The organism is Limimaricola pyoseonensis, assembly GCF_900102015.1.
GTDB lineage: Bacteria > Pseudomonadota > Alphaproteobacteria > Rhodobacterales > Rhodobacteraceae > Limimaricola > Limimaricola pyoseonensis.
The window spans coordinates 174,735-198,616 of the sequence record NZ_FNAT01000002.1 but is presented as its reverse complement, the minus strand read 5'-3'; the positions used below and the strand labels follow the sequence as shown (position 1 = coordinate 198,616).

Here is a 23,882-nt window from a genome sequence, read left to right as displayed (position 1 = left end):
CGCGTTCTGTCACGACGCGGAGAAGGACGAGTGAGATCGGCGCGAGGCGCCGATCAGCTGACCGGGACGGCCACCTGACGGCAGGAGTCAACGAAGGCCTCCACGGCCGCGAGCCGGGCCGTGGAACGGCGCCAGAGCACGCCGGTCCTGCGGGCCTCGCAGCCCTCGAGAACGGTCTTCTCCACCCGCAGACCTTCGGGCCACGGGGCGCCCCAATCCGGCACGATCGAGAACCCGAGCCCCCGGTCCACCATGGCGGCGATGGCGTCGAGCGCGTCGAGTTCGAGCCACTCGCGAACCTGCAGCCCGTTCTCGCGCAGATACCTGTCGACGATCTGCCCGCCCCACTGGTTGCGGTCGTAGCGGATGAACCGCGCGCCCGAGACCAGATCCGCGAGCGTTTCGCCGGCCCGTTCCGCCGGCGCGAGAAGGACCAGAGGCTCGTGGCGCATCGCCAGCCAGTCGACGCTCTTGGGCAGCGGGAAGTTCGGCTCGACCAGGATCGCGGCGTCGAGATGCTCCTCGATCAGGCGGTGGTAGAGATCGACCGACGCGCCGGGCTGCACGAAGTATTCGATCGCCGGGTGCCGCGCGCTCAGATCCGCGATGACGCCCGGCAGGATGCCGGTCATCGCCGTGGCCGTCGCCCCCAGCCGCAACTGCCCCGCGGGCCGGCCCTGCCCCGCGATCGCGCGCAGGTCGCGCGTGCCGGCCACCAGCATCCGCGCGCGGTCGAGGATCGCCAGCCCCGCGGCGGTCGGCTGGACCGTGCGCCCCGACCGGACGACCAGCGATTGCCCGATATCGGCCTCCAGCGCGCGCAGCCGCTGCGCCAGCGCGGCGGGCGTCAGGTTGAGCCGCCGCGCGGCCTCGGCGATCGAGCCGCACTCGGCCACCATGATGAAGGTTTCCAGATACCGGCTGTCCATAAGATGGAATTTCTATCTTCTGATCGTCGAAACACCAGTTTTTCCTGCATCCAGCCGGGCCCTAGGGTGCGATCGACCATCGCGAGAGGCATTTTTCATGACCATCAGGACCAAGTTCGAGAAGCTGGGCACGCGCCATGCGCCCGGGCAGGAAGTGCGGCTGGCCCCGACCGCACCGGAACGGACGCGGCACGAGCCCCTGCCGGGGCAGCCGGTGGATTTCTCGCACGGCGATGTCGACGCGCATCCGCCCTCCCCCGGCGCCTTCGAAGCCTTCGCAGAGGCGGTCGAGACCGGCGGCGCGCAGGCCTATACCGAGTATCGCGGCGCGGCGGCGATCCGAGAGACGCTGGCGGGGCACTTGGCCCGGTTCACCGGCGCGCCGGTCGATCCGCAGGACGGGCTGATCATCACGCCCGGCACGCAAGGCGCGCTGTTCCTGGCCGTCGCGGCCACGGTCTCGGCCGGCGACAAGGTGGCCATCGTGCAGCCGGACTACTTCGCCAATCGCAAGCTGGTGGAGTTTCTCGAGGCCGAGATGCTCCCCGTGCAGATGCGCCATGCGGAGGTGACAGACAGCGCCGGGCTGGACCTCGGCCAGCTCGAGGACGCGTTTCGCGCCGGCGCCCGGGTGTTCCTGTTCTCCAACCCGAACAACCCGGCCGGCGTGGTCTATTCCGAGCGCGAAATCGCGCAGATCGCCGCCCTCGCCGCCCGTTTCGACGCCACCGTCATCGTCGATCAGCTCTACGCGCGGCTGCGCTATCCCGACGTGCCCTACACCCATCTGCGCGCGCAGGACATCGCCCCCGAGAACGTCGTCACCATCATGGGACCGTCCAAGACCGAGTCGCTCTCGGGCTATCGCCTTGGCGTGGCGTTCGGCGGGGCCGAGATCATCGACCGGATGGAGAAGCTGCAGGCCATCGTGTCGCTCAGGGCGGCAGGCTATGCGCAGGCCGTGCTGCGCGGCTGGTTCGCCGAGCCGGAGGGCTGGATGAAGCACCGCATCGCCGCCCACCAGGCGATCCGGGACGATCTCGTGGCGCTGTTCGGTGCCATCCCGGGGTGCCGCGTGCGCCTGCCCGGCGCCGGAAGCTACCTCTTCCCCGAGCTCCCGCCCCTGTCGATTTCGCCCGAGAACTTCGTTACCGTCCTGCGCGAACGGGCGGGGGTCACGGTCACGCCGGGCACCGAGTTCAGCCCGCATGCGGCGCGCAACATCCGGCTGAACTTCTCGCAGGACCACGCCGCGGCGGTGGCGGCGGTGAAGCGGCTCGCCCTGCTCGTCGAGGAGTACCGGGGATGAGCGGCGCGCAGCCGATCCCGCAAGGCGACTACGTCGCCGCCACGCGGCATGGTGGATTGATCCACACCGCCGGTATGACGCCGCGCAAGGATGGCCGGATGATCATGACCGGCCCGATCCGGGCCGGGGAAATAGAATCCTTCGAGGCGGCCGTCACGCTTGCCTGCGCCAATGCGCTCGCGGCGGCGGAGGCGAAGCTGGAGCCCGGCGAGACGCTCGCCGCCATCCTGACGATGACGGTCTATGTCGCAGCCGAAGAGGGCTTTGCCGAGCACAGCAAGGTCGCCGACATCGCCTCGGCCCATCTGCGCCGACGGCTGGGGTCGCGGGGGCAGTGCAGCCGCGCCGCGGTCGGCGTCGCGAGCCTGCCGGGACGGGCGCCCGTCGAGATCCAGATCGTCGCGGCGGTGTGACGGCTGCGGGGCCGGTTCGGCCGGGCGCGGCGGGGCGGAACGCCCCGGCCGCGGCCCGACGGGACGGCCCGGACTACGCCCGGGCCGCGCCCGTCGTGATCGCGACGCAGACCTCGGCGGCGGCGTTCATGTCCTGCACCGAAATCCATTCCAGCGGGCCGTGGATCTCCTGCATGCCGGTGAAGAGGTTCGGGGCGGGCAGGCCCAGCTCGGTCAGGCGGGAGCCGTCTGTGCCGCCGCGCAGCGGCTGCGAGAACGGCGTGATGCCGAGCCCGACCATCGCGCGGCGCGCCAGCTCCACCGGGGTCATGTCCGCGTCGAGGACGTAGCGCATGTTGCGGTAGTTCTTGCGGATGTCGCAGGTGATCGTGGCGCGCGACTCGGTGGCCTGCACCGCGTCGCAGACCTTGCGGACGATGTCGGCCTTCTCCTGCAAGCCGGCCATTTCGAAGTCGCGCAGGATCAGCCTGATCTTCATCTCGGCGGCGCTGCCGGTCATCTCGGTGGCGTGGATGAAGCCCTCGTGCAGCTCGGTCAGCTCCGGCGTCATGGTGGATTGCGGCAGGGCGTCCACGATCTTCGACGCCAGCGTGATGGCGTTGACCAGCTTGCCCCTGGCCTTTCCGGGGTGGACCGAGACGCCGGTGACCGTGATCTCGGCCGTATCGCCGGAAAAGCTATCGTAGTCGATGCGGCCCAGCTCGCCGCCGTCGAGCGTGTAGCCGAAATCGGCCTTCAGGTCGCCCGGCAGCGAGGGATGCACGCCGCGCCCGATCTCCTCGTCGGGGGTGAAGGCGATGCGGATGGTCGGATGCTCGAGGCCCGGCGTCGAGATCAGGTGCCGCGCCATCGTCATGATGATGGCCACGCCGGCCTTGTCGTCAGCGCCGAGCAGGGTGGTGCCCGAGGCGGTCACGATGTCGCATCCGGGCTTGGTGCCGAGATAGGCGTTGTGGTCGGGCGAGAGCGCCAGGCCGGGCGCGTCCGGAAAGGTGATCGTGCCGCCGTCGTAGCGGCGGATCACGCGCGGCTTCACGGCGGTGGCATTGTACTGCTCGGTCGTGTCGACATGCGCAAGAAAGGCGATGGTCGGCCCCGGCACCGTGCCGGGGATCGTGGCCAGCAGCGTGCCGTAGCCTGTCAGGGTGACATCGGCCGCGCCGATCTCCGTCAGCTCGGAGAGCAGCAGGTTGAGCATGTCGAACTGCGCCGGCGTGCTGGGCGTGGCGTCGGAGCCGGAGTCGCTCTGGCTGTCGATGGCGGTGTAGCGCAGCAGGCGCTCCTCGAGCTCGGCGGCAAATCTGTGTTCGGTCACGGCAGGTCTCATGGTGGCGGTGGATCAGACGGCGGCGGCGGTCGCGGCGGCGAGGCCGTTCTGCCGTACCTCGGTGGCGAAATGGCAGGACGCCGCGTGCTTTTCGCCCAGCGCCACGCGCGGCGGCGCCGTCTCGCGGCAGACCGGCTGGGCCAGCGGGCAGCGGGGGTGGAACCGGCAGCCCGTGGGCTGGCCGGTTTGCGAGGCCGCATCGCCGGGCAGACGGATGCGGTCGCGCTTGACGGCGGTGGCGCGATGTTCCGGCGCGGCCCGGATCAGCAGCCGCGTGTAGGGATGCCCGGCCGCGGAGATCAGCGTCTCGGCCGGCCCCTCCTCGAGCACCGCGCCCAGATACATCACGGCGATGCGGTCCGCCATGTAGCGGGCCACGGCGAGGTCGTGGGTGATGTAGAGGTAGGTCACCCCGGTGTCGCGCTGGATGCCGCGCATCAGGTTCATCACGCCCGACCGGATCGAGACGTCGAGCATCGACACCGGCTCGTCCGCGATCACGACACGCGGCTTGATGATCAGCGCCCGCGCGATGGCGATGCGCTGCAGCTGCCCGCCCGAAAGCTCGGAGGGGAAGGCATCGGCGAAGGTCTCGGCCGGCCGCAGCTCCACCGCCTCGAGCATCTCCAGCACCGCGGCGCGCAGGCCGGCGCGGGGCACGAGGCCATGCAGGGTCAGCGGCTCGGCCAGCGACTGGCCTACGGTCAGGCGCGGGTTCAGCGCGTCATAGGGGTTCTGGAAGATCATCTGGACCTTGGCGCGATACGCCTTCAGCGCCGCGCCGGTCAGCCCGGTCACGTCCCGCCCCTCGTAGAGGACCCGGCCCGCCGTGGGCCGTTCCTGCAGCGTGGCGATGCGCCCCGCCGTGGTCTTGCCGGACCCGCTCTCGCCCACCACGGCGAGGGTCTCGCCCGGCCGCAGCGCCAGCGTCACGTCGTCGGCGGCGATCACCGGCGGGTCGGCCCGCCCCAGAAGCCGCGACACCAGACCGGTGTCGTCGGCATAGACCATGCGCAGGCTGTCGAGCTGCAGGATCGGCTGGCTCATGCGCAGGCCTCCTCGGTGGCGGTGGGTTCGGCGGCGTCCACGGGTTCGGCGGCGAACTCCTCGGCATAGTGGCATTCCGCGACATGGTTCCCGCCCAGCTGCACCGCCGGCGGCGGCGTCGAGCGGCACAGCGCCGTCGCGGCCGGGCAGGCATGGGCGAAGCGGCAGCCGCCTTCCGCCGCGGCGGATCCGGTCGCCGGCAGACTGTCCAGCGTCTCCAGCGGGCCGGTCAGGCTGGGCAGCGCGCTGATCAGCGTGCGCGAATAGGGATGCGCCGGCCGGTCGAAGATCCGGCGCGTCGGCGCGATCTCGACGATGCGCCCGGCATACATCACCGCCACCGTCTCGCAGCTTTCGGCCACCGCGCCCATGTCGTGCGAGACGAGGATCAGCGACAGGTTCAGACGCTCGCGCAGATCGGCGATCTCGCCGAGGATCTGGTCCTGGATCAGCATGTCGAGCGCGGTGGTCGGCTCGTCGGCGATCACCAGCTCGGGCTCGAGGATCAGCGACAGCGCGATCATCGCCCTCTGGCGCATCCCGCCCGAGAGCTGGTGCGGGTAGGCGTTCATGCGCGAACGGGGAATGCCGATCATGTCGAACACCTCGCCGATGCGGGCGGTCGCCTCGTCGCGCGTCATCCCGGGGCGGTGCAGGCGCAGCGTGTCGACCATTTGCCGCCGCACGGTGGTGACGGGGTTGAGCGCGTTCATCGCGCTTTGGAAGATCGTCGCCATGCGCGTCCAGCGCAGCGCCTCGATGCGCGAGCGCCCGCCCTCGATCACCGGCTTGCCGTCCAGCACGATGGCGCGGCCGTCATAGCGGATCGTGCCGCCCGTCAGCTCGGCATTGTTGGGCATGGTCTGCAACAGCGCCGAGCCGAGGCTCGACTTGCCGCAGCCGCTTTCGCCCACGATGCCGAGCGAGCCGCCGCGCGGCAGCGAGAAGGACACGCCGTCCACCGCCGCGATCCTGCGGTCGCCGGCGGCGTATTCCAGCCGCAGGTCCGTGACCTGCAGGATCGGCGCCCCGGCGGTGGCGGCGGGCTCGTCGGCGGGCGGTGCCACGCCCCGGCGCCGCTTCGGCGCGCCGCCGCGGGTGCGCAACTGCGGGTTCATGGCGAAGTTCACGCTGTCGCCCAAGAGGTTCAGGCTGGCCACCAGCACCAGCAGCGCCACGCCCGGCGCGATCGACATCCACGGCGCCAGCCGCAGGTGGCGCTGGCCTTCGAAGATCATGCTGCCCCAGCTGACCATGTTCTGGTCCCCCAGCCCCAGGAAGCTGAGCCCCGCCTCGGTCAGGATCGCCATGCCCATCAGGATCGTGCCGTCGGTGACGATCGGCGCGATGCCGTTGGGGATGACGTGGCGCAGGATGACCCACCAATGCGGCGCCCCGGCGGCCAGCGCCGCCTGCACGTAGACCCGCGATTTCAGCGTCAGCACCTGCGAGCGCATCAGCCGGGCCGAGCGCGGCCATGTCGTCAGCGCGATGGCGACGATCGTGAGCGGCAGGCTGGCGCCGAACAGCGCGACGATCAGCAGGATGAGGAAGAAGGTCGGGATGAGCAGGAAGATGTCGAACACCCGGCTCAGCAGCCCGTCGACCCAGCCGCCGAAATACCCAGCCACCGCGCCCAAGGCCGAGCCGATCAGGATCGACAGCAGCGCTGCGCCGATCGCCACGATCAGCGCCACCCGCGCGCCCCAGACCACCCGCGCGAAGATGTCGCGTCCGAAATTGTCGGTGCCGAGCCAATGCGCCGCGCCGGGGGGCTGGTAGAGGTCGAACGCCATGTCCGCCGGGTCGGGCAGCCCCAGCACCGGCGCGGCCAGCGCGGCCGCCGCGATCACCAGCAGGAGGGCCAGGCTCAGCACACCGGTCCAGCTGCGGGCGGTGGCGCGGATGGTCTTGATGACGGTGGGATTCACAGGCGCACCCTGGGGTCCAGTGTTGCGTAGAGAAGATCCGTCAGCAGCGCGGCCAGCATCACCGTGAAGGACATGATCAGGAAGGCGCCCATGATGACGGGCGTGTCCCGCGACAGGATCGCCTCGTAGATCAGGCGGCCGAGACCGGGCCAGCTGAACACCGTCTCGGTCAGCACCGCGCCCGACAGCAGGAGCCCCAGCTCCAGCCCCAGCACGGTGACGATCGGCAGGAGCGCGTTGCGCAGGGCAAAGCCGGTCATCACCCGGCGCTCGGAAAAGCCGATGGCGCGGGCGGTGGTGACATAGGGCTCGGCCAGCGTCTCCGAGACGGAGGACCGCGACAGCCGCACGTATTGCCCGAGCCACACCGCCGTCAGCGACAGCACCGGCAGGATCATGTGGCGGGCCACGTCGAGGCCGTAGGCCAGCCCCTCGCGCGGGCCGGCGACGGACATCATCCCCGACGAGGGCAGCCAGCGCAGCGTCACCGCGAAGAGCAGGATCAGCATCAGCCCCAGCCAGAACACCGGGATCGAGAACAGGGAGATGGAGATCGTGGTCACGGCGGCGTCGAGCGCCGAGCCCGGCCTGCGCGCCATGACGGTGCCGACGAGAACGCCGAGCACGGAGGCCAGCACCAGCGCCGTTCCCGCCAGCAGCAGCGTGGCGGGCACCCGCTCGGCGATGATGTCGATCACCGGCTCGCGGGTGCGGAACGACAGGCCCAGATCGCCCTGCAGCAGCTGGCCGATATAGGCCCCGAGCTGCTGGATCAGCGGCTTGTCGAGGCCGTAGCTCTCGCGGACCGAGGCCATGTAGTCCGGGTCGGCCCCCTCGCCCGCCAGCAGGATCGACACGTCGCCGGGCGCCATGTGGATCAGCGCGAAGTTGATGACGACGATGAACAGGGCGATCGGAAACATCTGCAGCACCCGGAACAGGAAGTAGCGGAGAAGTCTCATGTCGATCGCCCTGTCAGTTACCTTGCCTGCGGTGCCGGCTTAACCGGCATCGTCCGGGCCGGTGACGCCGTAGACGCCGAACCAGCTGATGGACTTGTTGAACCCGTCGGGCATGACCGCGAAGCCGGACCAGCCGGGGCGCACGAGGCTGGTCTTCTGCTCCTCGAAGACGTTGATGTAGGGCATGTCGCGCACCACGATCTCCTGAATGCGGTCATACATCTCCTTGCGCGTCGCCTCGTCGCTGACGGTGTTGGCCTCGGCGGCCAGCTGGTCGAGCTCGGCATCCGAATAGCTCATGAAGTTGCGCGCGCCGTCGGTCGAGAAATGCTCGCGATAGGCGTCCGGGTCGGGGCCGTAGCGGCCGAAATAGCACGAGATGTCGAACTGCTTGTCCTGGATGCGGCTGAACCAGGTCGACTGGTCGAAGCGGTCCAGCTCGGCCTCGATGCCGACCTCGCGCAGCTGGCGCACGAGGATCTCGGTGATCGCGGAGCAGTCGGAGATGTTCGGCCCGGTCACCTTGACCGAGAAGCGCCAGCCGTCATCGCCGCGCGGGAAGCCGGCCTCGTCCAGCAGGGCCTCGGCCTTCTCGGCGTCGTGCCCGGGGAAGCGGGCGTCCTCGTTCACCCATTTCTGCAGGCTGCTGACCCCGGCGTAGTAGCCCGGCGTCCAAGAGTTGTTGAAGGCCAGCTTGTTCATCTGCTCGCGGTCCATCGCGTAGGCGATCGCCTCGCGGACCTTCGGGTTGCCCAGCGCCTCGTGGTTGAGGTTGAGCTGCAGGTCGCGCGAGAAATGCGACGGCGTGTAGACCACGTTGATGTTCGGGTCGGCCTCGAAGATCGGCGCCTCGGCCAGCGGCGGGGCGTAGTTGAACGGCAGGTAGGGGAACTGGCCCGCCTCGAACTCGGCCCGCGCGACATTGGCGTCGGGGATGGTGCGGAAGATCAGCTTGTCCACGTTCGGCGCGCCGCGGAAATACTCCTCGTTCGCCTCGAGCACCACGGCGCTGCCGCGATCCCAGCGGACGAACTTGAACGGGCCCGAGCCCACCGGCTCGTTCACGTAGGGCCCGGTGTCGAACCCCTCCTGATCGGCCCAGAGATGCTCGGGGTAGATCTTGCCGGTCCACTGCGCGCCTTGCGCCATCATCGGCAGGAAGGCCATGTTGGGCTTGTCGAGTGTGATGACCACGGTGTCGTCGTCGGGCGTCTCGATCGACTTCACGTCGCGCAGGAAGGAGGAGAAGGTGTAGCCCTTCTCCATGATCCGCTCATAGGTGAACTTGACGTCCTCCGAAGTCACGTCCTCGCCGTCATGCCACTTGGCGTCGGTGTTCAGGTTGAAGGTGTAGGTCGTCGCGTCCTCCGAGACCTCCCAGCTGTCGGCCAGGTCGCCATAGGCGGCGACGCCGTCGACGATGCCCCAGTCCATCACCACGAGGTGGCTGTAGACGTTCGAGGTGGGGCCATGGCCGCCGGTGTCCGAGGACGGCGCCGGCGACAGCGTGCGCGGCTCATCCTGCTGCGGCATCACCAGCTCGGTTTCGGCCAGCGCGGCGGAAGGCAGCGCGATCGCCGCTGCCAGAATGGTGGAGGTCCTGAGTCTCATCTGACGTGGTCCTTTCATCGATCCTGTCGGGTGGTCTTCGATCTCTTTTTTGTTTCGCGTCGAAGTTGGGTCAGTACCCCCGCGCGCGATCGACGCGCTCGGGAATGGGGTCGCCGCGCCGGTGGCGGCGGATGTTCTCGGCCATGATCCGCACGGCGGAGCCGGCCTGCGTGGGGGCGGCGACGTGCGGGGTCACGAGGATGCCGGGATGGGCCCAGAGCGGATCGCCCGGCGGCAGCGGCTCGGCGCGGAACACGTCCAGCGCGGCGGCGCCGATCTGCCCGCTGTCCAGCGCGGCCAAGAGATCGGCCTCGACCAGGTGCTGGCCCCGTCCGGCGCTGGCGACGAAGCCGCCCCGCGCCATCCGGCCGAACAGCGCCGCGTCGAGCAGGTTCTCGGTCTCGGGCGTCAGCGGCAGCAGGTTCACCACCGCATCCGCGCCGGTGGTCGCCCGCACCAGCCCCTCGGGGCCGGCAAAGCTCTGCGCGCCCTCGACCGCGCGGCCCGACCGGCTCCAGACCCGCGTCTCGAAGCCGATCTGCGCCAGCAGCCGCGCCACGCGGCCGCCGAGCGCGCCGGCGCCGAGAACCGTCACGACGCGGTCGCGTGACAGGACCTCGCTGCGCCGCGTCCATTCGGTGTCGGCGCGGTAGAGGTGGAGGTTGCGGTGCCAGGCCAGCACCACGGCCAGGCACCAGTCCGCCATGCCCTCGGTCATGGCGGGGTCGACCAGCCGCGCGATCTCCACCCCCTCGGGCACCGCGCCCGGCGCCAGCAGGTGTTCGATCCCGGCGTTCAGGCTGAGGATCAGCTCGACCCCCGGCACCGCGGCGATGACGCCCGGATCGGGCTTGCCGGCCACGACGTAGGGCACGGGGCCCGCCCCGGCCTCGGCCGGGTCGGTGAACACCGCGGCCCCCGGAAGTTCGGTGCGGAACCCTTCGGCCAGCGCCTGCGGGTTGCCTTTGGATGCGATGAGTATGCGGATGTCTTGGGTCATGCGAACGAGGCTATTGAAGCGGGGCAAGGGGACAATGTGCCAAATTCTTGGTGACACCTTGCAGAAAACTCATGCAGACCGTTGCAGGCCTGCGACCGTGGCCGCGCGCGGCATCCGTCGGTTGAACGGGGGTGGCGCCCACCGGGCCAAGGTCGGTCAATCGCCCGGAAAACATACGTTCCGCACGGCTTTTCAACGCATCGAAACCGGCGGCGCGCGGCGCCTTCCGACCCGGGATGTCGCGTGGCAGGGCCCCGCGCCTACGGGCGGGCCGGGCCCGGGCCGCGTTCGGCCCGCATGTCGGAAAACTCATCATTGCAGCAGCCCCCGGGCGGCCATCTCGTCCTCGACGAGCTTCAGCGGCACGTGGCCGAAGGACAGGAGCGTGTCGTGGAAGGCCCGCGTCGTGCCTGTCCAGCGGCGGCGCAGGGCGCGGATACCCTCGACCCCGAGCCAGTAGGTCGCGCGCGAGGCGGGGAACATGGAGTTGCGCACCACTTCGGAATGCACGCGCGCCGGGGCGAAGCCCGCCTCCTCGGCATAGAAGCGTTCGCATTCGGCCATCGACCACGCCCCACTGTGCAGGCCCAGATCGACCAGCACCGAGGCGGCATTGCGCCGCTCGAAGGATTTCAGCAGCAGCTTCTCCGCCGGGGAATAGAAGCCGTCGGCCTCCATCAGCAGGTCCTCGACATGGCAGGCCCAGCCTTCCACCAGCGTCAGCGCGCCCTGGAACGCCAGGCCCATGGCGCAGTCGGTCGCCGCGATCCGGCCCAGCCGCGAGGCCGCCGCCCGGGCGCGGCCGTTCTGGGTGTGGTGTCCGACCGAGCCGTGGTGCACGGCGTGGATCGCCTTGACCATGGCCGTGCCATGCGCCAACGGATCGGCCGCGGACATCACCCAGTAGACGCTGCCCGATCCGGGGTTCAGCCCCGGCGGCGAGCGGTAGAACAGGAAGTAGAGCGGCCCGGCCACGCGTCGGAAACAGGCGGGCAGCGGGCGGTAATCCAGCCCGTAGCCGTCATCCGGCGTGACCAGCCCGTGGGTCTCGGCGGCGTCGCGCGCCGCCGCGTCCCAGAGGCGGTAGCTCGCGATCACGTCGTCGGCCGCGGCGGGATGCATGTCCGCCAGCGCGGCGAGCTGATCCTGCCAGCCGGTGTCGGGGTCGATCCGGGCGGCCATCTCCTCCAGTTCCGTGCCGCAGCGCTCGAAGGCCGCGCGGGCCGCCTCCATCGCCCGGTCCGCGCCGAGCGGCAGCTCGTGCAGTTCGCGCAGGACCAGCTCCAGATGCACCGTTCCGCAGGCCGGATCGGCGTCGGGCAGCTGCGCTAGAGAGGCGGCGAAACCGTCGAAGGCCTCGGCCGCCGCTTCGGCCGGGGCCGCCCAGTCGGCAAGCCACGCCTCGTGCAGGCGCATGTCCTCGCGCAGGAACAGCGACAGCGCCGCCGCCTCTGTCATCGCCCGTTCGCACCAGCCCCGCGGCACCGGGCCGTCGCCGATCAGGGCGCGGACCCCGTCCAGGAAGGCGGGGATGGCCGCGAGCCGGGCCGCGATGGCGTCGCGCCGCCACGGCGTGGATTGCGGCAGCAGCAGCGAGATCACGCCGAAGCCCGCCTCGCCCGTGGCCCAGGCCGGGTTTCTCTGCCGCGGGCGGCTCTCGAGGTTCGCCTCCTCCACCCGCATCTCCGCCGCGATCATGCGCCGGTCGTGGGGATGGGCCGCACCGTCCCGCGCGGCCTTCTCGTGCAGGGCGCGGATCTCCTCCAGCTCGGCTTCGATGCAGCCGGGCTCCACCGGCGGCAGCCGGTGATCGTGCCCCTCCGCCCCCATGAAGCTGGCGTCGACCGGCCGCCAGCGGAAGCGATGCGCGAGGTAGTCGCCCACCAGCCCCGTCATGCGCCCAAGCCCACCCAGCGGCGTTCGCGATGGGCCAGGATCATCGCATCGACGATCTCCTGGCTCTTGGCGCCGTCGAAGAAGGTGCATTCCTGCGGCCTGTCCTGCAGGATCTCGTCCACGAAATGGCGCACGAGGTTGCGGTAGTAGAGCTCGGGCCAGGGGGTGGCGAGCGTGGTGCCGGGCGGCAGCGCCGCCTCGGTCAGCTCGTAGGGCACGAATTCCACCGCGTCCGGCCTGGCATGGGTCAGGGTCTCGGCCACGTCGAACTCGGAGATCAGCCGCGCCACCGCCGCGCCCTTCGAGCCGTAGACGCGGATCTCCACGCCCGGGTAGTTGCCGACGGTGACGTAGCTGGTCTGGATCGTGCCCAGCGCGCCCCCGGTATATTCCACCAGCCCGACCGTGCCGTCGTCGATCATGATCTTCTGCCGGCCCGCCTCGCCGCGTACCACCCGTTCGGGCACGAAGTTCCGCATCGAGGAGGCCACGGCCGAGAACTCGCCCCCCAGCCAGCGCATCAGATCGATCAGATGCGAGCCGTAGCCGACGATCGAGGCCGGGATCAGCGTCGAGCGGTCCGCGTCGGGCGGCACCTGCCGCAGCGGCTCGTCGGGGTGCAGCCACTGCGAGTTCTGCTCGAACCCGTTGATGTGGAAGATCTCGCCCAGCGTTCCGTCATCGATCCAGGCCTTGAGCTGCCGGATCGCCGGGGAATAGCGGAAGGTGAAGCCGAGCTTGGTGCGCACCCCGCGCGCATCGGCCCGGGCGGCGGCGTCGAAGGCCGGGCCCGCCTCGGTGTGCAGGGGCTTTTCAGACAGCACGTGCTTTCCGGCCGCGATCGCCGCGAGGCTGAGCGGCAGATGCGTGTGGGTGGGGGTGCAGACATCGACCATCTGCACCTCGGGGTCGGCGATCATCTGCTGCGCGTCGGTGAAGACCTTGCGCGCGCCGAATTTCTCGGCCGCCGCGCGGGCCCGGCCTTCATCCACGTCGCAGACGGCCACGAGGTCGACATCGGGATGCGCGACGTAGCCCGGCAGATGCGCCTTGTCGGCCCAGGCATGGGTGCCGATCACCCCGACGCCAAGTCTCGCCGCGCTCATGGCAGGGCCTTTCCGCATTCGGCGACATAGGCTTCGAGCTCGTCGTAGTTGTGGAAGCCCAGCGCGCGTTTGCCGTCCTCGATCTCGTAGATCATGTCGAAGAGCTTGGCGTTGAGCCGCGTGTCGGCCCCCGCCGCCCTGCCGTAATCGATCAGCTTGCCCGACGACGACCGGGTCTCGGACGGGCGCTTGCGGTAGACGATGTCCCACCAGATGCCCGAGCCCTTCTTCTTGAAGTCGTGGGTCGGCTTGGTGTCCTGGTCCTTCTTCAGAAGCCAGATCGCGTGGTTGATGTTGTCGAGCAGCTTGCGCGTGTCGTCGGCGGTCCTGACGCGGTAATTGGCCGGGTCGAAGAAATCGAAGGCCTGCACGTCGATGCCGTTGGCATCCGCGATCTCCAGCGCCTCCTTGACGATCGCCCCGGCGATCCGGGCGTAGCGCTCGACGCCCAGCGTGTTGCGGATGCGGTCATCCACCAGCGCCGAGAAGACGACCTGGCTGGCATAGACCTCCTTGGCCCAGATCTGGCCCCAGATCTTGTCGGAAAGCTGCACCTCCGTCAGCGCGCCCAGCGCCTCGGCCAGCGCCTTCAGGCGCGGGGTCGAGCTTCCATCCATCTCGCCCAGCTGGATCGGGCCTTCATGCACGTATTCGATGTAGCCGGGATCGACGAGCGCGCCGCCGTAGTTCGGGATCGCGCCGATCACCATCCTGTCGCCGGGCAGGCCCGCGGCGTTCAGCGCCGCGACGAGGGCCGGCTCGTTGAAGCCGTTCTGGAACGACACGACGGCGGTGTCGGCCGTCATCAGCGGGGCCAGCTGCTCGACCGCCTCGACCGCGTGCTGCGATTTCGTGGCGATCAGCACCATGTCGAGCGGGGCCTCGAGTTCGGAGGGGTGCAGCGCCCTGACGGGGATCGTCATCTCGCCGCGAACGCCGTCGATGAACAGGCCGCGCTCCTTCATCCGGTCCACGTGCTCGGCCCAGCGGTCGGTCAGCGTCACATCATGTCCGGCACGGGTCATGTACGCGCCCGCAAGCCCGCCGATGGCGCCGGCGCCAACGATTGTCATCTTCATCTATGTCTCCGGTGGTTAAGCTGGCTGGTACATTTCCAGGCTCCGGGGGCTGTGCGCCCGCCCGTACAGGTATCGGATGAACTCGGGACGATGGGCGTCGGACACCCGCTCCCGCACGCGGCGCACCACCTCGTTGCCCGTCCAGAACGAGGCGGCGAAGGGGCCCTTGAACGGATGCGCGGCCGAGCGCAGGCGGCCGCGCACCCACGCATCCTGCCCCAGCGCCGTGTCGCGCAGGTAGTTCACCGTGCGCTCGGCCGACTGCCCCTCGGCCATGTAGGCCCATGTGGCGCTGGTCTGGCAGGCGGAGCGCAGGTTGCGCAGCTCCGCCGTCAGCTCGTCGTCCTCGTCTTCCATCCAGTCGATCAGGTAGATGCCCTGATCGCCGATGCCCTCCTGCACGCAGCCGGTGACGGCGTTGGCCGAGATGAGCAGCGCGTCCACGGTCGAGCGCCCCGCCGCGACCTCGGCATGGGCGTAGAGCGCCTGGGTCGCGTGGCCGGGAAAGATGTTGTGGCAGATGATGTGCTTCAGCCCGGCGCGCGAGAACATCATGTCGACGTTCAGGTCCACCCGCCGCTCGGCGAAGCCGCACCATGCCGGGTAGGGCACGTCGCGCACCGGGCGGATCTCCATCGTGAAGTCGCCGGTATCGAAGATCATCTCGTCGGTGCGGCGCTTGGCCTCGGCCACCAGCTCGGCCAGGGCGGCGTCCAGCCGGCCCTCGTCGATGGCGCGGGCGTCCTCCCACGACCGCACCCTGTCGGCCAGCGATCCGCGCACGAAGCCCATCCGGGTCAGGAGCCGGTCGATGCGGTCGCGGCAGCCGGCGATCATGCCCGCATCCTCGTGCCCGCGATCGGCACCGACCAGCCCCATGACCTTCTGCTCGTAGGTCGGGCTGCCCCCGGAAAACAGCCGCACCGCCAGAAGCAGCGATGCGATCATTCCTTCAAGGAATGTGCGCCGTTCCCCCGGCGCGATACCGCCCAGCGCGGCCTCGAGCTGCAGCAGTTCGCGCCGCGCGGTGTCCCAATCCTCGTAGCGGCGCGGGGCCACCATGTCGCCGCCGGTGTAGATCGGGACAAGGCCCTCGCCATCCAGCAGGCTGTTGCCGTCGTTTCTCTGGCGTTCGAGGGCATGAATGCCCATCGCGACCGCGGTCAGGCTGTATGTGATCTTGCTGAGGTTCACGGTCGGTTTCCCGTCATGCCGTCGCGGCAACACTGTTTCGAGGACAGGATCGGCCGGAATTGACTAGCGTCTCAACCTGCGAAATTCTGGTGCTTTAATGAGTTTTTGGAATACAGGATGAGCCGCGCCCTTCCCTCCCTGAACGCCCTGAGGACGTTCGAGGCCGTGTCCCGGCACGGCAGCTTCACCAGTGCCGCCGAAGAGCTGAACGTGACGCAAAGCGCCGTCAGCCGCATGATCAAGGGGCTGGAGGAGCATCTCGAGCTGCAGCTGTTCCAGCGCGCCGGCCGGCAGATCAGCCTGACCGAAGACGGCGTCTACTACGCCGGCAAGATCTCCAAGGCGATGGACATCCTCGAAGGCGCCTCGCGCGAGCTGATCGACACCCGGGCCGGGCGCGGCACGCTCAGCGTCGGCATGCTGCCCACCTTCGGCACGAAATGGCTGCTGCCCCGCCTCGGCTCCTTCATGCAGCTGCACCCGGAGCTGACCGTCGACATCACGAGCAGCGACGGCGATCTCGCCTTCGCCGACGAGGGAATCGACGTGGCGATCCGCTTCGGCTACGGCAACTGGCCCGACGCGCGGGCCGAGCCCCTGATGTCGGAGGAGCTGCAGGTCGTCTGCTCGCCCCGGATCATGGACGGCCCCTACCCCCTGACCGATTACGACCAGCTGCGCCGGCACAGCCTGATCGCGCATTCCTCGCGCCCCGGCACATGGTCCCACTGGCTGCAGGCCGTGGGTGCCGGCACCGACGGCTACGACAAGACCCTGCGGCTGGAGCATTTCTACATGGTTCTGCAGGCCGCCAAGTCGGGGCTGGGGATCGGGCTCCTGCCGAGATACCTCGCCGACGACGACATCGCCAATGGCAGCCTGACCGCGCCGTTCCCCGTCCGGGTCGTCAGCCCCGGCGGGTACTATCTCGTGACCCCCTGGGACAAGACGGACCTGCCCCGCGTCCAGATGTTCCGCAACTGGGTGCTGAACCAGGTCTGACCGTCTCGGGCCATGCCACCCGGCACCGCGCGCCCGCAGGTCGCGGCTCCGCGCCCGGCGGGCCCCGGTCCCTGCGGGCTCTCGGCGCGCGGGTCGAAGGCCGCCGTCGCGGTCGGCGGCCGGGCGGGCGCCGTCTTCACCGCGGACACGGGGGCGCGTGCCTCAGCCCGGCGCCCGTGGCGCTACGACAGGTCCGTCAGAACCTCGAACCCGGCGAAGATCATCGTCTTGCCGTTGATCGGCACCTCTCCCATGTCGCCCATGGCCGGGTCCTGCATGGCCTCCCGGAACTTGGCTTCCTGCGTGGCCTGGTCCGGCCATTCCTGCCAGCCCATCACCACCGTCTCGTCCGGGCCGGCCTGCACGGCGAGCGGGAAGGACGTCACCTCCCCCGGCGGGACGGCCATGCCCCAGCTCTCGACGACGCGCGTCGCGCCGTGCTTGCGGAACACCTCCGCCATCCGCGCGGCATGCGCCTGATACTCATCCTTCTTCGCCGTCGGGACTGCCCCGGCATAAGCCATGATCCAAGCCACTGATCGCTCCTCCTCGCTGCGCATCAAGGGCATCATAGCACCGCTGCCGCGATCGCGGCGCGAGCGAAATTTCGAAACCGGCGGCGGGGGATTCCTTGCGCCCCCGAGAACCCGGCCGCTCGAATCCGGAGGCGTCGTCCGGTGACGCCGACAGATGTCAGCCGTCGGGCTCGGATCCGCGAAACGAAAAGGGCCGCGGCAATGCCGCGGCCCGTCTTCTCGTGGGCTCCGTGGTCGAACGGCCCCTCGCTTCGGTACCTTCCGCGTGTTTCTCACGGCCCCTCGGAAAAACGCGGGAGCGCCGGCTCAGCAGCAACCTCGCGCCATCAGATCAGCCGCACTTGGAGTGGCCGCAGCTGCCGCAGGTCATGCAGCCCTCGACCATGCGCATCTCGAAGCTGCCGCAGGAGGGGCAGGCCGGGCCGCGGGGGGCGTCGAGGTTGACCACCTGCTGCTGCGGGTCCTCCTTCAGGCCCATGCCCTCGCCGGCGAGGAAGCCGGTGGAGATCATGTGCTTCTCGATCACGCCGCCGATCGCCGCGAGGATCGAGGGCACGTACTTGCCCTGCATCCAGGCGCCGCCGCGCGGGTCGAACACCGCCTTCAGCTCCTCGACCACGAAGGACACGTCGCCGCCGCGCCGGAACACCGCCGAGACCATCCGCGTCAGCGCCACGGTCCAGGCGAAATGCTCCATGTTCTTCGAGTTGATGAACACCTCGAAGGGCCGGCGATGGCCACCCACGACCAGGTCGTTGATGGTGATGTAGATCGCGTGCTCGCTGTCGGGCCACTTCAGCTTGTAGGTCGCGCCCTCGAGCTCGGAGGGGCGGTCGAGCGGCTCGGACATGTAGATCACCTCGCCGCCCTCGGCCTCCTTCGGCGCGGTCTTGGCCTCGGGCGCCTTGGCGGGCTCGGAGACCGACAGCACGGAGCCGGTGATGTCGTTCGGCCGGTAGGTGGTGCAGCCTTTGCAGCCGGTCTCGTAGGCCTCCATGTAGACGTCCTTGAAGTCCTCGAAGGAAATGTCCTCGGGGCAGTTGATCGTCTTGGAGATCGAGCTGTCGATCCACTTCTGCGCGGCCGACTGCATCTTCACGTGCTCCATCGGCTTCAGCGTCTGGGCGTTGACGAAGTAGTCCGGCAGCTCGGCATCGCCGAACTTCTCGCGCCAGGCCTGCACGGCGTAGTCGACGACCTCTTCCTCGGTGCGGGTGCCGTCCTTCTGCAGCACCTTGCGGGTGTAGGCATAGGCGAAGACCGGCTCGATGCCCGAGGACACGTTGCCCGCGTAGAGCGAGATGGTGCCGGTCGGCGCGATCGAGGTCAGCAGCGCGTTGCGGATGCCGTGCTTGGCAATCGCGTCGCGCACGTCCTTGTCCATCTGCTGCATGTTGCCCGAGGCGAGGTACTTCTTGGCGTCGAACAGCGGGAAGGCGCCCTTCTCCTTCGCCAGCTCCACCGAGGCGAGGTAGGAGGCGCGCGCGATGCGCTTCATCCAGGCCTCGGTCTGGGCGGCGGCCTCGTCCGAGCCGTAGCGCAGCCCGACCATCAAGAGCGCGTCGGCAAGGCCGGTGACGCCGAGGCCGATGCGGCGCTTGTTGCGGGCCTCCTCGGCCTGCGCCTCGAGCGGGAAGTTCGAGGCGTCGACGACGTTGTCCATCATCCGCACCGCGAGGGCCACGAGATCGTCGAGTTCGGCCTCGTCGAGCTTGGCGCCCTTCTCGAAGGCGTTCTTCACCAGCTTGGCGAGGTTGATCGAGCCCAGCAGACAGGCGCCGTAGGGCGGCAGCGGCTGCTCGCCGCAGGGATTGGTGGCCGAGATCTCCTCGCAGTAGCCGAGGTTGTTCATCTGGTTGATGCGGTCGATGAAGATCACGCCCGGCTCGGCCTGGTCGTAGGTCGACTTCATGATCGCGTTCCACAGGTCACGCGCCTGCACGGTCTTGTAGACCTTGTCCTTGAAGACGAGGTCCCACGAGCCGTCGGCCTTCACGGCCTCCATGAACGGGTCTGTCACCAGCACCGACATGTTGAACATGCGCAGGCGGGCCGGGTCGGACTTGGCGGTGATGAAGCTCTCGATGTCGGGGTGGTCGCAGCGCATCGTCGCCATCATCGCGCCGCGGCGCGAGCCCGCCGACATGATGGTGCGGCACATCGCGTCCCAGACATCCATGAAGGAGAGCGGGCCCGAGGCGTCGGCCGCCACGCCCTTCACCTCGGCGCCGCGCGGCCGGATGGTCGAGAAGTCGTAGCCGATGCCGCCGCCCTGCTGCATGGTCAGCGCCGCTTCCTTCAGCATGTCGAAGATGCCCGACATCGAATCGGGCACGGTGCCCATGACAAAGCAGTTGAACAGCGTCACCGCGCGCGCGGTGCCGGCGCCGGCGGTGATCCGGCCGGCGGGCAGGTAGCGGAAATCCTCGAGCGCGCCGTAGAACTTCTCCTCCCAGTGGGCAGGGTCCTTCTCGGGCGCGGCGAGCGCGCGGGCGATGCGGCGCCAGCTGTCCTCGACGCTGGTGTCGATCGGCGTGCCGTCGCTCTGCTTGAACCGATATTTCATGTCCCAGATCTGTTCGGCGATGGGCGCGGAAAAACGGGTCATGGCAGCGATCCTTCGGCTGGGGCGGGGTCTGGAATGTATCAAGATCGGGGGCGGCAGTCGCTCCACCGTCGACGCTGGATATAGACCAGCATAGCACGCCTCAAGCTACAGCTTGTGCTTGACATAGGCTTATCCACAAGAAATTGCGACCCCACGGCAACACGAAATCGCGACTTGAGGCGACCCCGCGCCGCGTCTAAGTCCCTGTCATGGCTCTTCATCTCATCAAGCTCTCGGTCGGCACGGAGGACGTGGCCGACCTCGCCGCATGGCAGTCCGACCCGCGCGGACAGGGCCCCGACGGCCTGCCCCGCCACGTCACCCGGATGTGGCCCAAGCGCGCCGAGGAGGTGCTCGACGGCGGCTCGATCTACTGGGTGATCAAGGGCGTGATCCTGTGCCGCCAGCGCGTGCTGCGATTCGACGAGGTCGATCGCGGCGACGGCATTCGCCGCTGCGCCATCGTCTGCGAACCGGATCTCAGGCGCGTGGCGGCGACGCCGAAGCGCGCCTTCCAGGGCTGGCGCTACCTCAAGCCCGGCGACGCGCCTCGCGACATCGCCGCCGGGGCCGAGCCGGAAGAGCCGCTGCCGCCGGCGCTGCAGGCGGCGCTGGCCGAGATCGGCGTGCTCTAGATCCCGAGCTTTTCCTCCAGCGCCTCGAGCGTGGCGCGGTGCGCCTCGCTCCATTGCGCCGCACCCGAGCGGAACAGAGTCGCCTGGCTGGAATGGATCAGCCCGTCAGAGAGGATCTTCAGCCCGTTGGCGCGCAGCGTCTCGCCGGTCGAGGTGATGTCGGAGATCGCCTCGGCGGTCTCGTTGCGGACCACGCCCTCGGTCGCGCCCTGGCTGTCGACCAGCTGGTAGTCGGCCACGCCGTGCTCCTTCAGGAACTCGCGGGTCAGCCGGTGATACTTGGTGGCGATGCGCAGCCTGAAGCCGTGGCGGCGGCGGAAGGCGGCGGCGACCGCGTCGAGATCGTCGAGCGTGTCGACATCGACCCAGCCCTGCGGCACCGCGATCACCAGATCCGCCCCGCCGAATCCGAGCCGCGCCAGTTCGCGCAGGCGCAGGTCCCAGCCGGCCACCTTCTCGCGCACGAGGTCGGAGCCGGTGACGCCCAGATGCAGCCGGCCCGCGGCCAGCTCGCGCGGGATCTCGCCCGCCGACAGCAGCGCCAGCTCGACCCCGCCGATGCCCTCGACCACGCCCGCATATTCGCGGTCGTTGCCGTTCTTGCGCAGGGTCAGGCCGCGCGCGCCGAACCAGTCGAAGGTCTTGTCCATCAGCCGTCCCTTGGACGGCACGCCGAGACGGATCGTCATGCCCGGCCCTCCCTGATGCGGACGACAAGCTCGGGGCGGACCACGCCGCCCACCGCGGCGACCGAGCGCCCCTGCCCCAGCACGCGGGTCAGCGCGTCGTAGCGCCCGCCGGTGGCGACGGGCGGCAGGTCGGCGCGGCTGGCATGCTGGAAGCCGAAGACGAAGCCGTCGTAATACTCGAGCGTGGTGCGGCCGAAGCTGCCCTCGAAGGGCAGCGCGTCGACATCCACCCCGCGCGCCGAGAGCGCGTCGAGCCGGCGGCGCAGCCCCGAGACCGCCTCGGTGATGGCGGGCATGTCGACGGCGATGTCGCGCAGCGCCGAGAGCACGTTGGGCGCGGTCTCGCGCAGGTCGAGGATCATGTCGATCAGCGCCGTCTCCTCCTCGGAGAGCGGGCGGGTGTCGGCGTCCTCGCGCAGCGTGCTGATGCGGTCCGCGACCTCGGCGCGGCTGCGGACGCCGACCTGCGGCCCGGCCTCCTTGAACGGGTCGGCGGCGGCGAGCAGCGTCTTCTTGTGCGCGGGCAGCGGCGTGCGGGCGCTGTAGCGGTCGAGCAGCGCCCGGAAGCGGCGCGGCCGCCAGATGTGGCGCAAAAGCGCGCCCTTGCGGGCGTCGCTGGTCTGCAAGCCGCGCACCGCCGCCATCAGGATGCCGATGTCGCCGGTCGAGGGCCGCAGGTCGAGACCCGACAGCGCGCCTGCGATGGTCGCGAAGACCTCGGCATCGGCCTCGGCCGGGTCGCCGCCGAACAGCTCGAAGCCGACCTGCAGGAACTCGATCGGCCGGTCGGGGTCGGTCTCCTGCCGGCGGAACACCTCGCCGGCATAGGTGTAGCGCGCCGGGTCGCCGCCCTCTTCCATGTGGGCGCGCACCACCGGCACGGTGAAGTCCGGCCGCAGCATCATCTCGCCCCTGAGCGGGTCGGCGGTGACGTAGGCGCGCGCGCGGATGTCCTCGCCATAGAGGTCGAGCAGCACGTCGGCGGGCTGCAGGATCGAGGTGTCGACCGCCTGCGCGCCGACGGATTCGAACAGCGCCGAGAGCCGCGCCGCCTCGGCGCGGGCGGCGGCGCCCATGGGTCCGGGCATCATGACGACTGGCCCTCGATCATCGCGCGGACGCGCTCGACGAGCTCGGCGCGCGGCACCTCGACCTGGGAGGGGCGGTCCTTCCACTCCTCCAGCGTCGCGTTCTTCGCGATCTGCGCGCCAAGGATCAGGTCCTTGATCTGCACGACGCCGCGATCCTTCTCGTCGCCGCCCTCGATCACCGCCACCGGGCTGCCGCGCCGGTCGGCGTACTTCATCTGGTTGCCGAAGTTCTTCGGGTTGCCGAGATAGACCTCGGCGCGGATGCCTGCCGCCCGCAGCTCGGACGCCATGGCCTGGTAGTCGGCCATGCGGTCGCGGTCCATCACGGTGACGACCACCGGACCCTGCGCCTCGGTCGCGCCGCGGCCCTTGGCGGCCAGCGCCGCGAGCAGCCGGTCGACGCCGATCGAGACGCCGGTGGCGGGCACGGCCTGGCCGGTGAAGCGCTTGACGAGGTCGTCGTAGCGCCCGCCGCCCGCGACCGAGCCGAACTGGCGCGGACGGCCCTTCTCGTCGAGGATCTCGAAGGTCAGCTCCGCCTCGAAGACCGGGCCGGTGTAGTAGCCCAGGCCCCGCACGACGGAGGGGTCGATCACGACGCGGTCGGGCCCCATGCCCTGCGCCTCGAGCAGCGCGGCGATGGTCTCGAGCTCGTCCACGCCCTCGGCGCCAATGGCCGAGCCGCCGACCAGCTCGCGCAGCCGCGCCAGCGTCTCGCCTGCCGTGTCGCGCCGCGCCTCCATGAAGCCCATCACCACCTCGGCCTGCGCGGGCTGCAGCCCGGCGCCTTGGGTGAAGTCGCCCGAGTCGTCCTTGCGGCCCTCGCCCAGCAGCATCCGCACGCCATCGGTGCCGAGCCGGTCGAGCTTGTCGATGGCGCGCAGCACGATGCCACGCTCACGGGTGAACTTCTCCGGGTCGGAGGGGTCGAGCACGCCGGCCACCTCCATCACGCCGTTCAGGACCTTGCGGTTGTTGACCCGCACCACGTAGTCGCCGCGCGCGATGCCCACGGCCTCGAGCGTGTCGGCGAGCATGGCGCAGATCTCGGCATCGGCCGCGACGGAGGGCGCGCCCACCGTGTCGGCGTCGCACTGGTAGAACTGGCGGAACCGCCCCGGCCCCGGCTTCTCGTTGCGCCAGACCGGGCCCATCGCGTAGCGGCGATAGGGGGTCGGCAGGTCGTTGCGGTGCTGGGCGTAGACCCGCGCAAGCGGCGCGGTCAGGTCGTAGCGCAGCGCCAGCCAGTCGCCGGGCCTGTCGCCCTCGGCGTCCTCCTGCCATGCGAAGACGCCCTCGTTCGGGCGGTCCACGTCGGGCAGGAACTTGCCCAGCGCCTCGACCGTCTCGACGCCCGAAGTTTCCAGCGCCTCGAAGCCGTAGCGATGATAGACCTCGGCGATCCGGCGCAGCATCGCGGCGCGCGCGGTGACCTCGGCGCCGAAATAGTCGCGGAACCCCTTCGGCGTCTCGGCGCGGGGGCGGCGGATCTTGTCCTTGGCCATGGATGGGCGTCC

The 23,882-nt window shown here is 69.7% G+C and carries 20 protein-coding genes; 4 read left to right on the top strand and 16 right to left on the bottom strand.

What is annotated here, in order from left to right:
* Positions 1–53: 53 nt before the first annotated feature.
* On the bottom strand, positions 54–929 hold the full coding sequence (locus BLT43_RS04735) for a LysR family transcriptional regulator (protein ID WP_090110568.1): 876 nt from the start codon (positions 927–929) through the stop codon (positions 54–56).
* A gap of 97 nt (positions 930–1,026) precedes the next feature.
* Between BLT43_RS04735 and BLT43_RS04730 the strand changes: the two genes are divergently transcribed.
* Positions 1,027–2,238: a pyridoxal phosphate-dependent aminotransferase gene (locus BLT43_RS04730; protein WP_090110566.1), complete on the top strand. Its 1,212-nt coding sequence runs from the start codon at positions 1,027–1,029 to the stop codon at positions 2,236–2,238.
* Positions 2,235–2,651, top strand: a complete 417-nt coding sequence (locus tag BLT43_RS04725) for a RidA family protein (RefSeq protein WP_090110564.1) — start codon at positions 2,235–2,237, stop codon at positions 2,649–2,651. The genes BLT43_RS04730 and BLT43_RS04725 overlap by 4 nt, the downstream gene beginning before the upstream one ends.
* Before the next feature lie 73 nt (positions 2,652–2,724).
* Here the strand turns inward: BLT43_RS04725 and pepT are convergent, their stop codons facing one another.
* The 10 genes from pepT to BLT43_RS04675 all read right to left on the bottom strand — a co-directional run bounded on the left by pepT (position 2,725) and on the right by BLT43_RS04675 (position 15,804).
* Positions 2,725–3,966, bottom strand: coding sequence for a peptidase T (gene pepT / locus BLT43_RS04720; protein ID WP_242652220.1), 1,242 nt, complete (start codon positions 3,964–3,966; stop codon positions 2,725–2,727).
* A 24-nt stretch (positions 3,967–3,990) separates the two neighbouring features.
* On the bottom strand, positions 3,991–5,025 hold the full coding sequence (locus tag BLT43_RS04715; RefSeq protein WP_090110560.1) for an ABC transporter ATP-binding protein: 1,035 nt from the start codon (positions 5,023–5,025) through the stop codon (positions 3,991–3,993).
* Positions 5,022–6,956: a dipeptide/oligopeptide/nickel ABC transporter permease/ATP-binding protein gene (locus BLT43_RS04710; protein WP_090110558.1), complete on the bottom strand. Its 1,935-nt coding sequence runs from the start codon at positions 6,954–6,956 to the stop codon at positions 5,022–5,024. Before BLT43_RS04710 ends, BLT43_RS04715 begins: the two co-directional genes overlap by 4 nt.
* Positions 6,953–7,918, bottom strand: a complete 966-nt coding sequence (locus BLT43_RS04705) for an ABC transporter permease (protein WP_090110557.1) — start codon at positions 7,916–7,918, stop codon at positions 6,953–6,955. Before BLT43_RS04705 ends, BLT43_RS04710 begins: the two co-directional genes overlap by 4 nt.
* A 39-nt stretch (positions 7,919–7,957) precedes the next feature.
* A complete protein-coding gene (locus BLT43_RS04700; RefSeq protein WP_165612540.1) occupies positions 7,958–9,529 on the bottom strand; it encodes an ABC transporter substrate-binding protein in 1,572 nt (523 codons plus the stop codon).
* Between the two features lie 70 nt (positions 9,530–9,599).
* Positions 9,600–10,529 (bottom strand): 2-hydroxyacid dehydrogenase, encoded by a 930-nt coding sequence (locus BLT43_RS04695; protein ID WP_090110554.1) that lies wholly within the window; start codon positions 10,527–10,529, stop codon positions 9,600–9,602.
* Positions 10,530–10,841: 312 nt separating this feature from the next.
* Positions 10,842–12,425: a DUF885 family protein gene (locus BLT43_RS04690; RefSeq protein WP_090110552.1), complete on the bottom strand. Its 1,584-nt coding sequence runs from the start codon at positions 12,423–12,425 to the stop codon at positions 10,842–10,844.
* Positions 12,422–13,531, bottom strand: coding sequence for a Gfo/Idh/MocA family protein (locus tag BLT43_RS04685; RefSeq protein ID WP_090110550.1), 1,110 nt, complete (start codon positions 13,529–13,531; stop codon positions 12,422–12,424). The genes BLT43_RS04690 and BLT43_RS04685 overlap by 4 nt, the downstream gene beginning before the upstream one ends.
* Complete coding sequence (locus BLT43_RS04680) at positions 13,528–14,604, bottom strand: ketopantoate reductase family protein (RefSeq protein WP_278245649.1); 1,077 nt, start codon at positions 14,602–14,604, stop codon at positions 13,528–13,530. Before BLT43_RS04680 ends, BLT43_RS04685 begins: the two co-directional genes overlap by 4 nt.
* A gap of 21 nt (positions 14,605–14,625) precedes the next feature.
* Positions 14,626–15,804 (bottom strand): hypothetical protein, encoded by a 1,179-nt coding sequence (locus BLT43_RS04675; protein ID WP_090110546.1) that lies wholly within the window; start codon positions 15,802–15,804, stop codon positions 14,626–14,628.
* Between the two features lie 117 nt (positions 15,805–15,921).
* Between BLT43_RS04675 and gcvA the strand changes: the two genes are divergently transcribed.
* Entirely contained in the window at positions 15,922–16,806 is an 885-nt protein-coding gene (gcvA, locus tag BLT43_RS04670) for a transcriptional regulator GcvA (protein WP_090110544.1), read from the top strand.
* A gap of 182 nt (positions 16,807–16,988) precedes the next feature.
* On the opposite strand, the gene BLT43_RS04665 is transcribed toward gcvA, so the two are convergent.
* Positions 16,989–17,342 carry a DUF1428 domain-containing protein gene (locus tag BLT43_RS04665; protein ID WP_165612539.1) on the bottom strand — a complete coding sequence of 118 codons (354 nt, stop codon included), beginning with the start codon at positions 17,340–17,342 and terminating at the stop codon, positions 16,989–16,991.
* Positions 17,343–17,673: 331 nt separating this feature from the next.
* Complete coding sequence (locus BLT43_RS04660; RefSeq protein ID WP_090110540.1) at positions 17,674–19,950, bottom strand: adenosylcobalamin-dependent ribonucleoside-diphosphate reductase; 2,277 nt, start codon at positions 19,948–19,950, stop codon at positions 17,674–17,676.
* Positions 19,951–20,159: 209 nt separating this feature from the next.
* Here BLT43_RS04660 and BLT43_RS04655 point away from each other — a divergent pair, with 209 nt between their 5' ends.
* The gene (locus tag BLT43_RS04655) at positions 20,160–20,585 is read left to right on the top strand and encodes a DUF1489 family protein (RefSeq protein WP_090110538.1); all 426 of its coding nucleotides are present in this window, start codon (positions 20,160–20,162) and stop codon (positions 20,583–20,585) included.
* Here the strand turns inward: BLT43_RS04655 and hisG are convergent.
* From hisG to hisS, 3 genes are read right to left on the bottom strand one after another with little or no spacing between them, the layout of a single operon-like run.
* Positions 20,582–21,274 (bottom strand): ATP phosphoribosyltransferase, encoded by a 693-nt coding sequence (hisG, locus tag BLT43_RS04650; RefSeq protein ID WP_090110536.1) that lies wholly within the window; start codon positions 21,272–21,274, stop codon positions 20,582–20,584. The genes BLT43_RS04655 and hisG overlap by 4 nt on opposite strands.
* Positions 21,271–22,365 carry an ATP phosphoribosyltransferase regulatory subunit gene (locus BLT43_RS04645; protein ID WP_242652217.1) on the bottom strand — a complete coding sequence of 365 codons (1,095 nt, stop codon included), beginning with the start codon at positions 22,363–22,365 and terminating at the stop codon, positions 21,271–21,273. The genes hisG and BLT43_RS04645 overlap by 4 nt, the downstream gene beginning before the upstream one ends.
* Positions 22,362–23,870 carry a histidine--tRNA ligase gene (gene hisS, locus BLT43_RS04640; RefSeq protein ID WP_090110532.1) on the bottom strand — a complete coding sequence of 503 codons (1,509 nt, stop codon included), beginning with the start codon at positions 23,868–23,870 and terminating at the stop codon, positions 22,362–22,364. Before hisS ends, BLT43_RS04645 begins: the two co-directional genes overlap by 4 nt.
* Between the last annotated feature and the right edge of the window lie 12 nt (positions 23,871–23,882).

Excerpts from the sequence above, each read along its gene's own strand:
- BLT43_RS04735 (WP_090110568.1), bottom strand. The coding sequence starts at position 929 with ATGGACAGCCGGTATCTGGAAACCTTCATCATGGTGGCCGAGTGCGGC.
- BLT43_RS04690 (WP_090110552.1), bottom strand. The coding sequence starts at position 12,425 with ATGACGGGGCTGGTGGGCGACTACCTCGCGCATCGCTTCCGCTGGCGG.
- BLT43_RS04685 (WP_090110550.1), bottom strand. The coding sequence starts at position 13,531 with ATGAGCGCGGCGAGACTTGGCGTCGGGGTGATCGGCACCCATGCCTGG.
- hisS (WP_090110532.1), bottom strand. The coding sequence starts at position 23,870 with ATGGCCAAGGACAAGATCCGCCGCCCCCGCGCCGAGACGCCGAAGGGG.
- BLT43_RS04730 (WP_090110566.1), top strand. The coding sequence starts at position 1,027 with ATGACCATCAGGACCAAGTTCGAGAAGCTGGGCACGCGCCATGCGCCC.
- BLT43_RS04725 (WP_090110564.1), top strand. The coding sequence starts at position 2,235 with ATGAGCGGCGCGCAGCCGATCCCGCAAGGCGACTACGTCGCCGCCACG.
- BLT43_RS04695 (WP_090110554.1), bottom strand. The coding sequence starts at position 10,529 with ATGACCCAAGACATCCGCATACTCATCGCATCCAAAGGCAACCCGCAG.
- BLT43_RS04680 (WP_278245649.1), bottom strand. The coding sequence starts at position 14,604 with ATGACAATCGTTGGCGCCGGCGCCATCGGCGGGCTTGCGGGCGCGTAC.
- BLT43_RS04715 (WP_090110560.1), bottom strand. The coding sequence starts at position 5,025 with ATGAGCCAGCCGATCCTGCAGCTCGACAGCCTGCGCATGGTCTATGCC.
- BLT43_RS04700 (WP_165612540.1), bottom strand. The coding sequence starts at position 9,529 with ATGAGACTCAGGACCTCCACCATTCTGGCAGCGGCGATCGCGCTGCCT.
- BLT43_RS04645 (WP_242652217.1), bottom strand. The coding sequence starts at position 22,365 with ATGATGCCCGGACCCATGGGCGCCGCCGCCCGCGCCGAGGCGGCGCGG.
- BLT43_RS04660 (WP_090110540.1), bottom strand. The coding sequence starts at position 19,950 with ATGACCCGTTTTTCCGCGCCCATCGCCGAACAGATCTGGGACATGAAA.
- gcvA (WP_090110544.1), top strand. The coding sequence starts at position 15,922 with ATGAGCCGCGCCCTTCCCTCCCTGAACGCCCTGAGGACGTTCGAGGCC.
- BLT43_RS04655 (WP_090110538.1), top strand. The coding sequence starts at position 20,160 with ATGGCTCTTCATCTCATCAAGCTCTCGGTCGGCACGGAGGACGTGGCC.
- hisG (WP_090110536.1), bottom strand. The coding sequence starts at position 21,274 with ATGACGATCCGTCTCGGCGTGCCGTCCAAGGGACGGCTGATGGACAAG.
- BLT43_RS04705 (WP_090110557.1), bottom strand. The coding sequence starts at position 7,918 with ATGAGACTTCTCCGCTACTTCCTGTTCCGGGTGCTGCAGATGTTTCCG.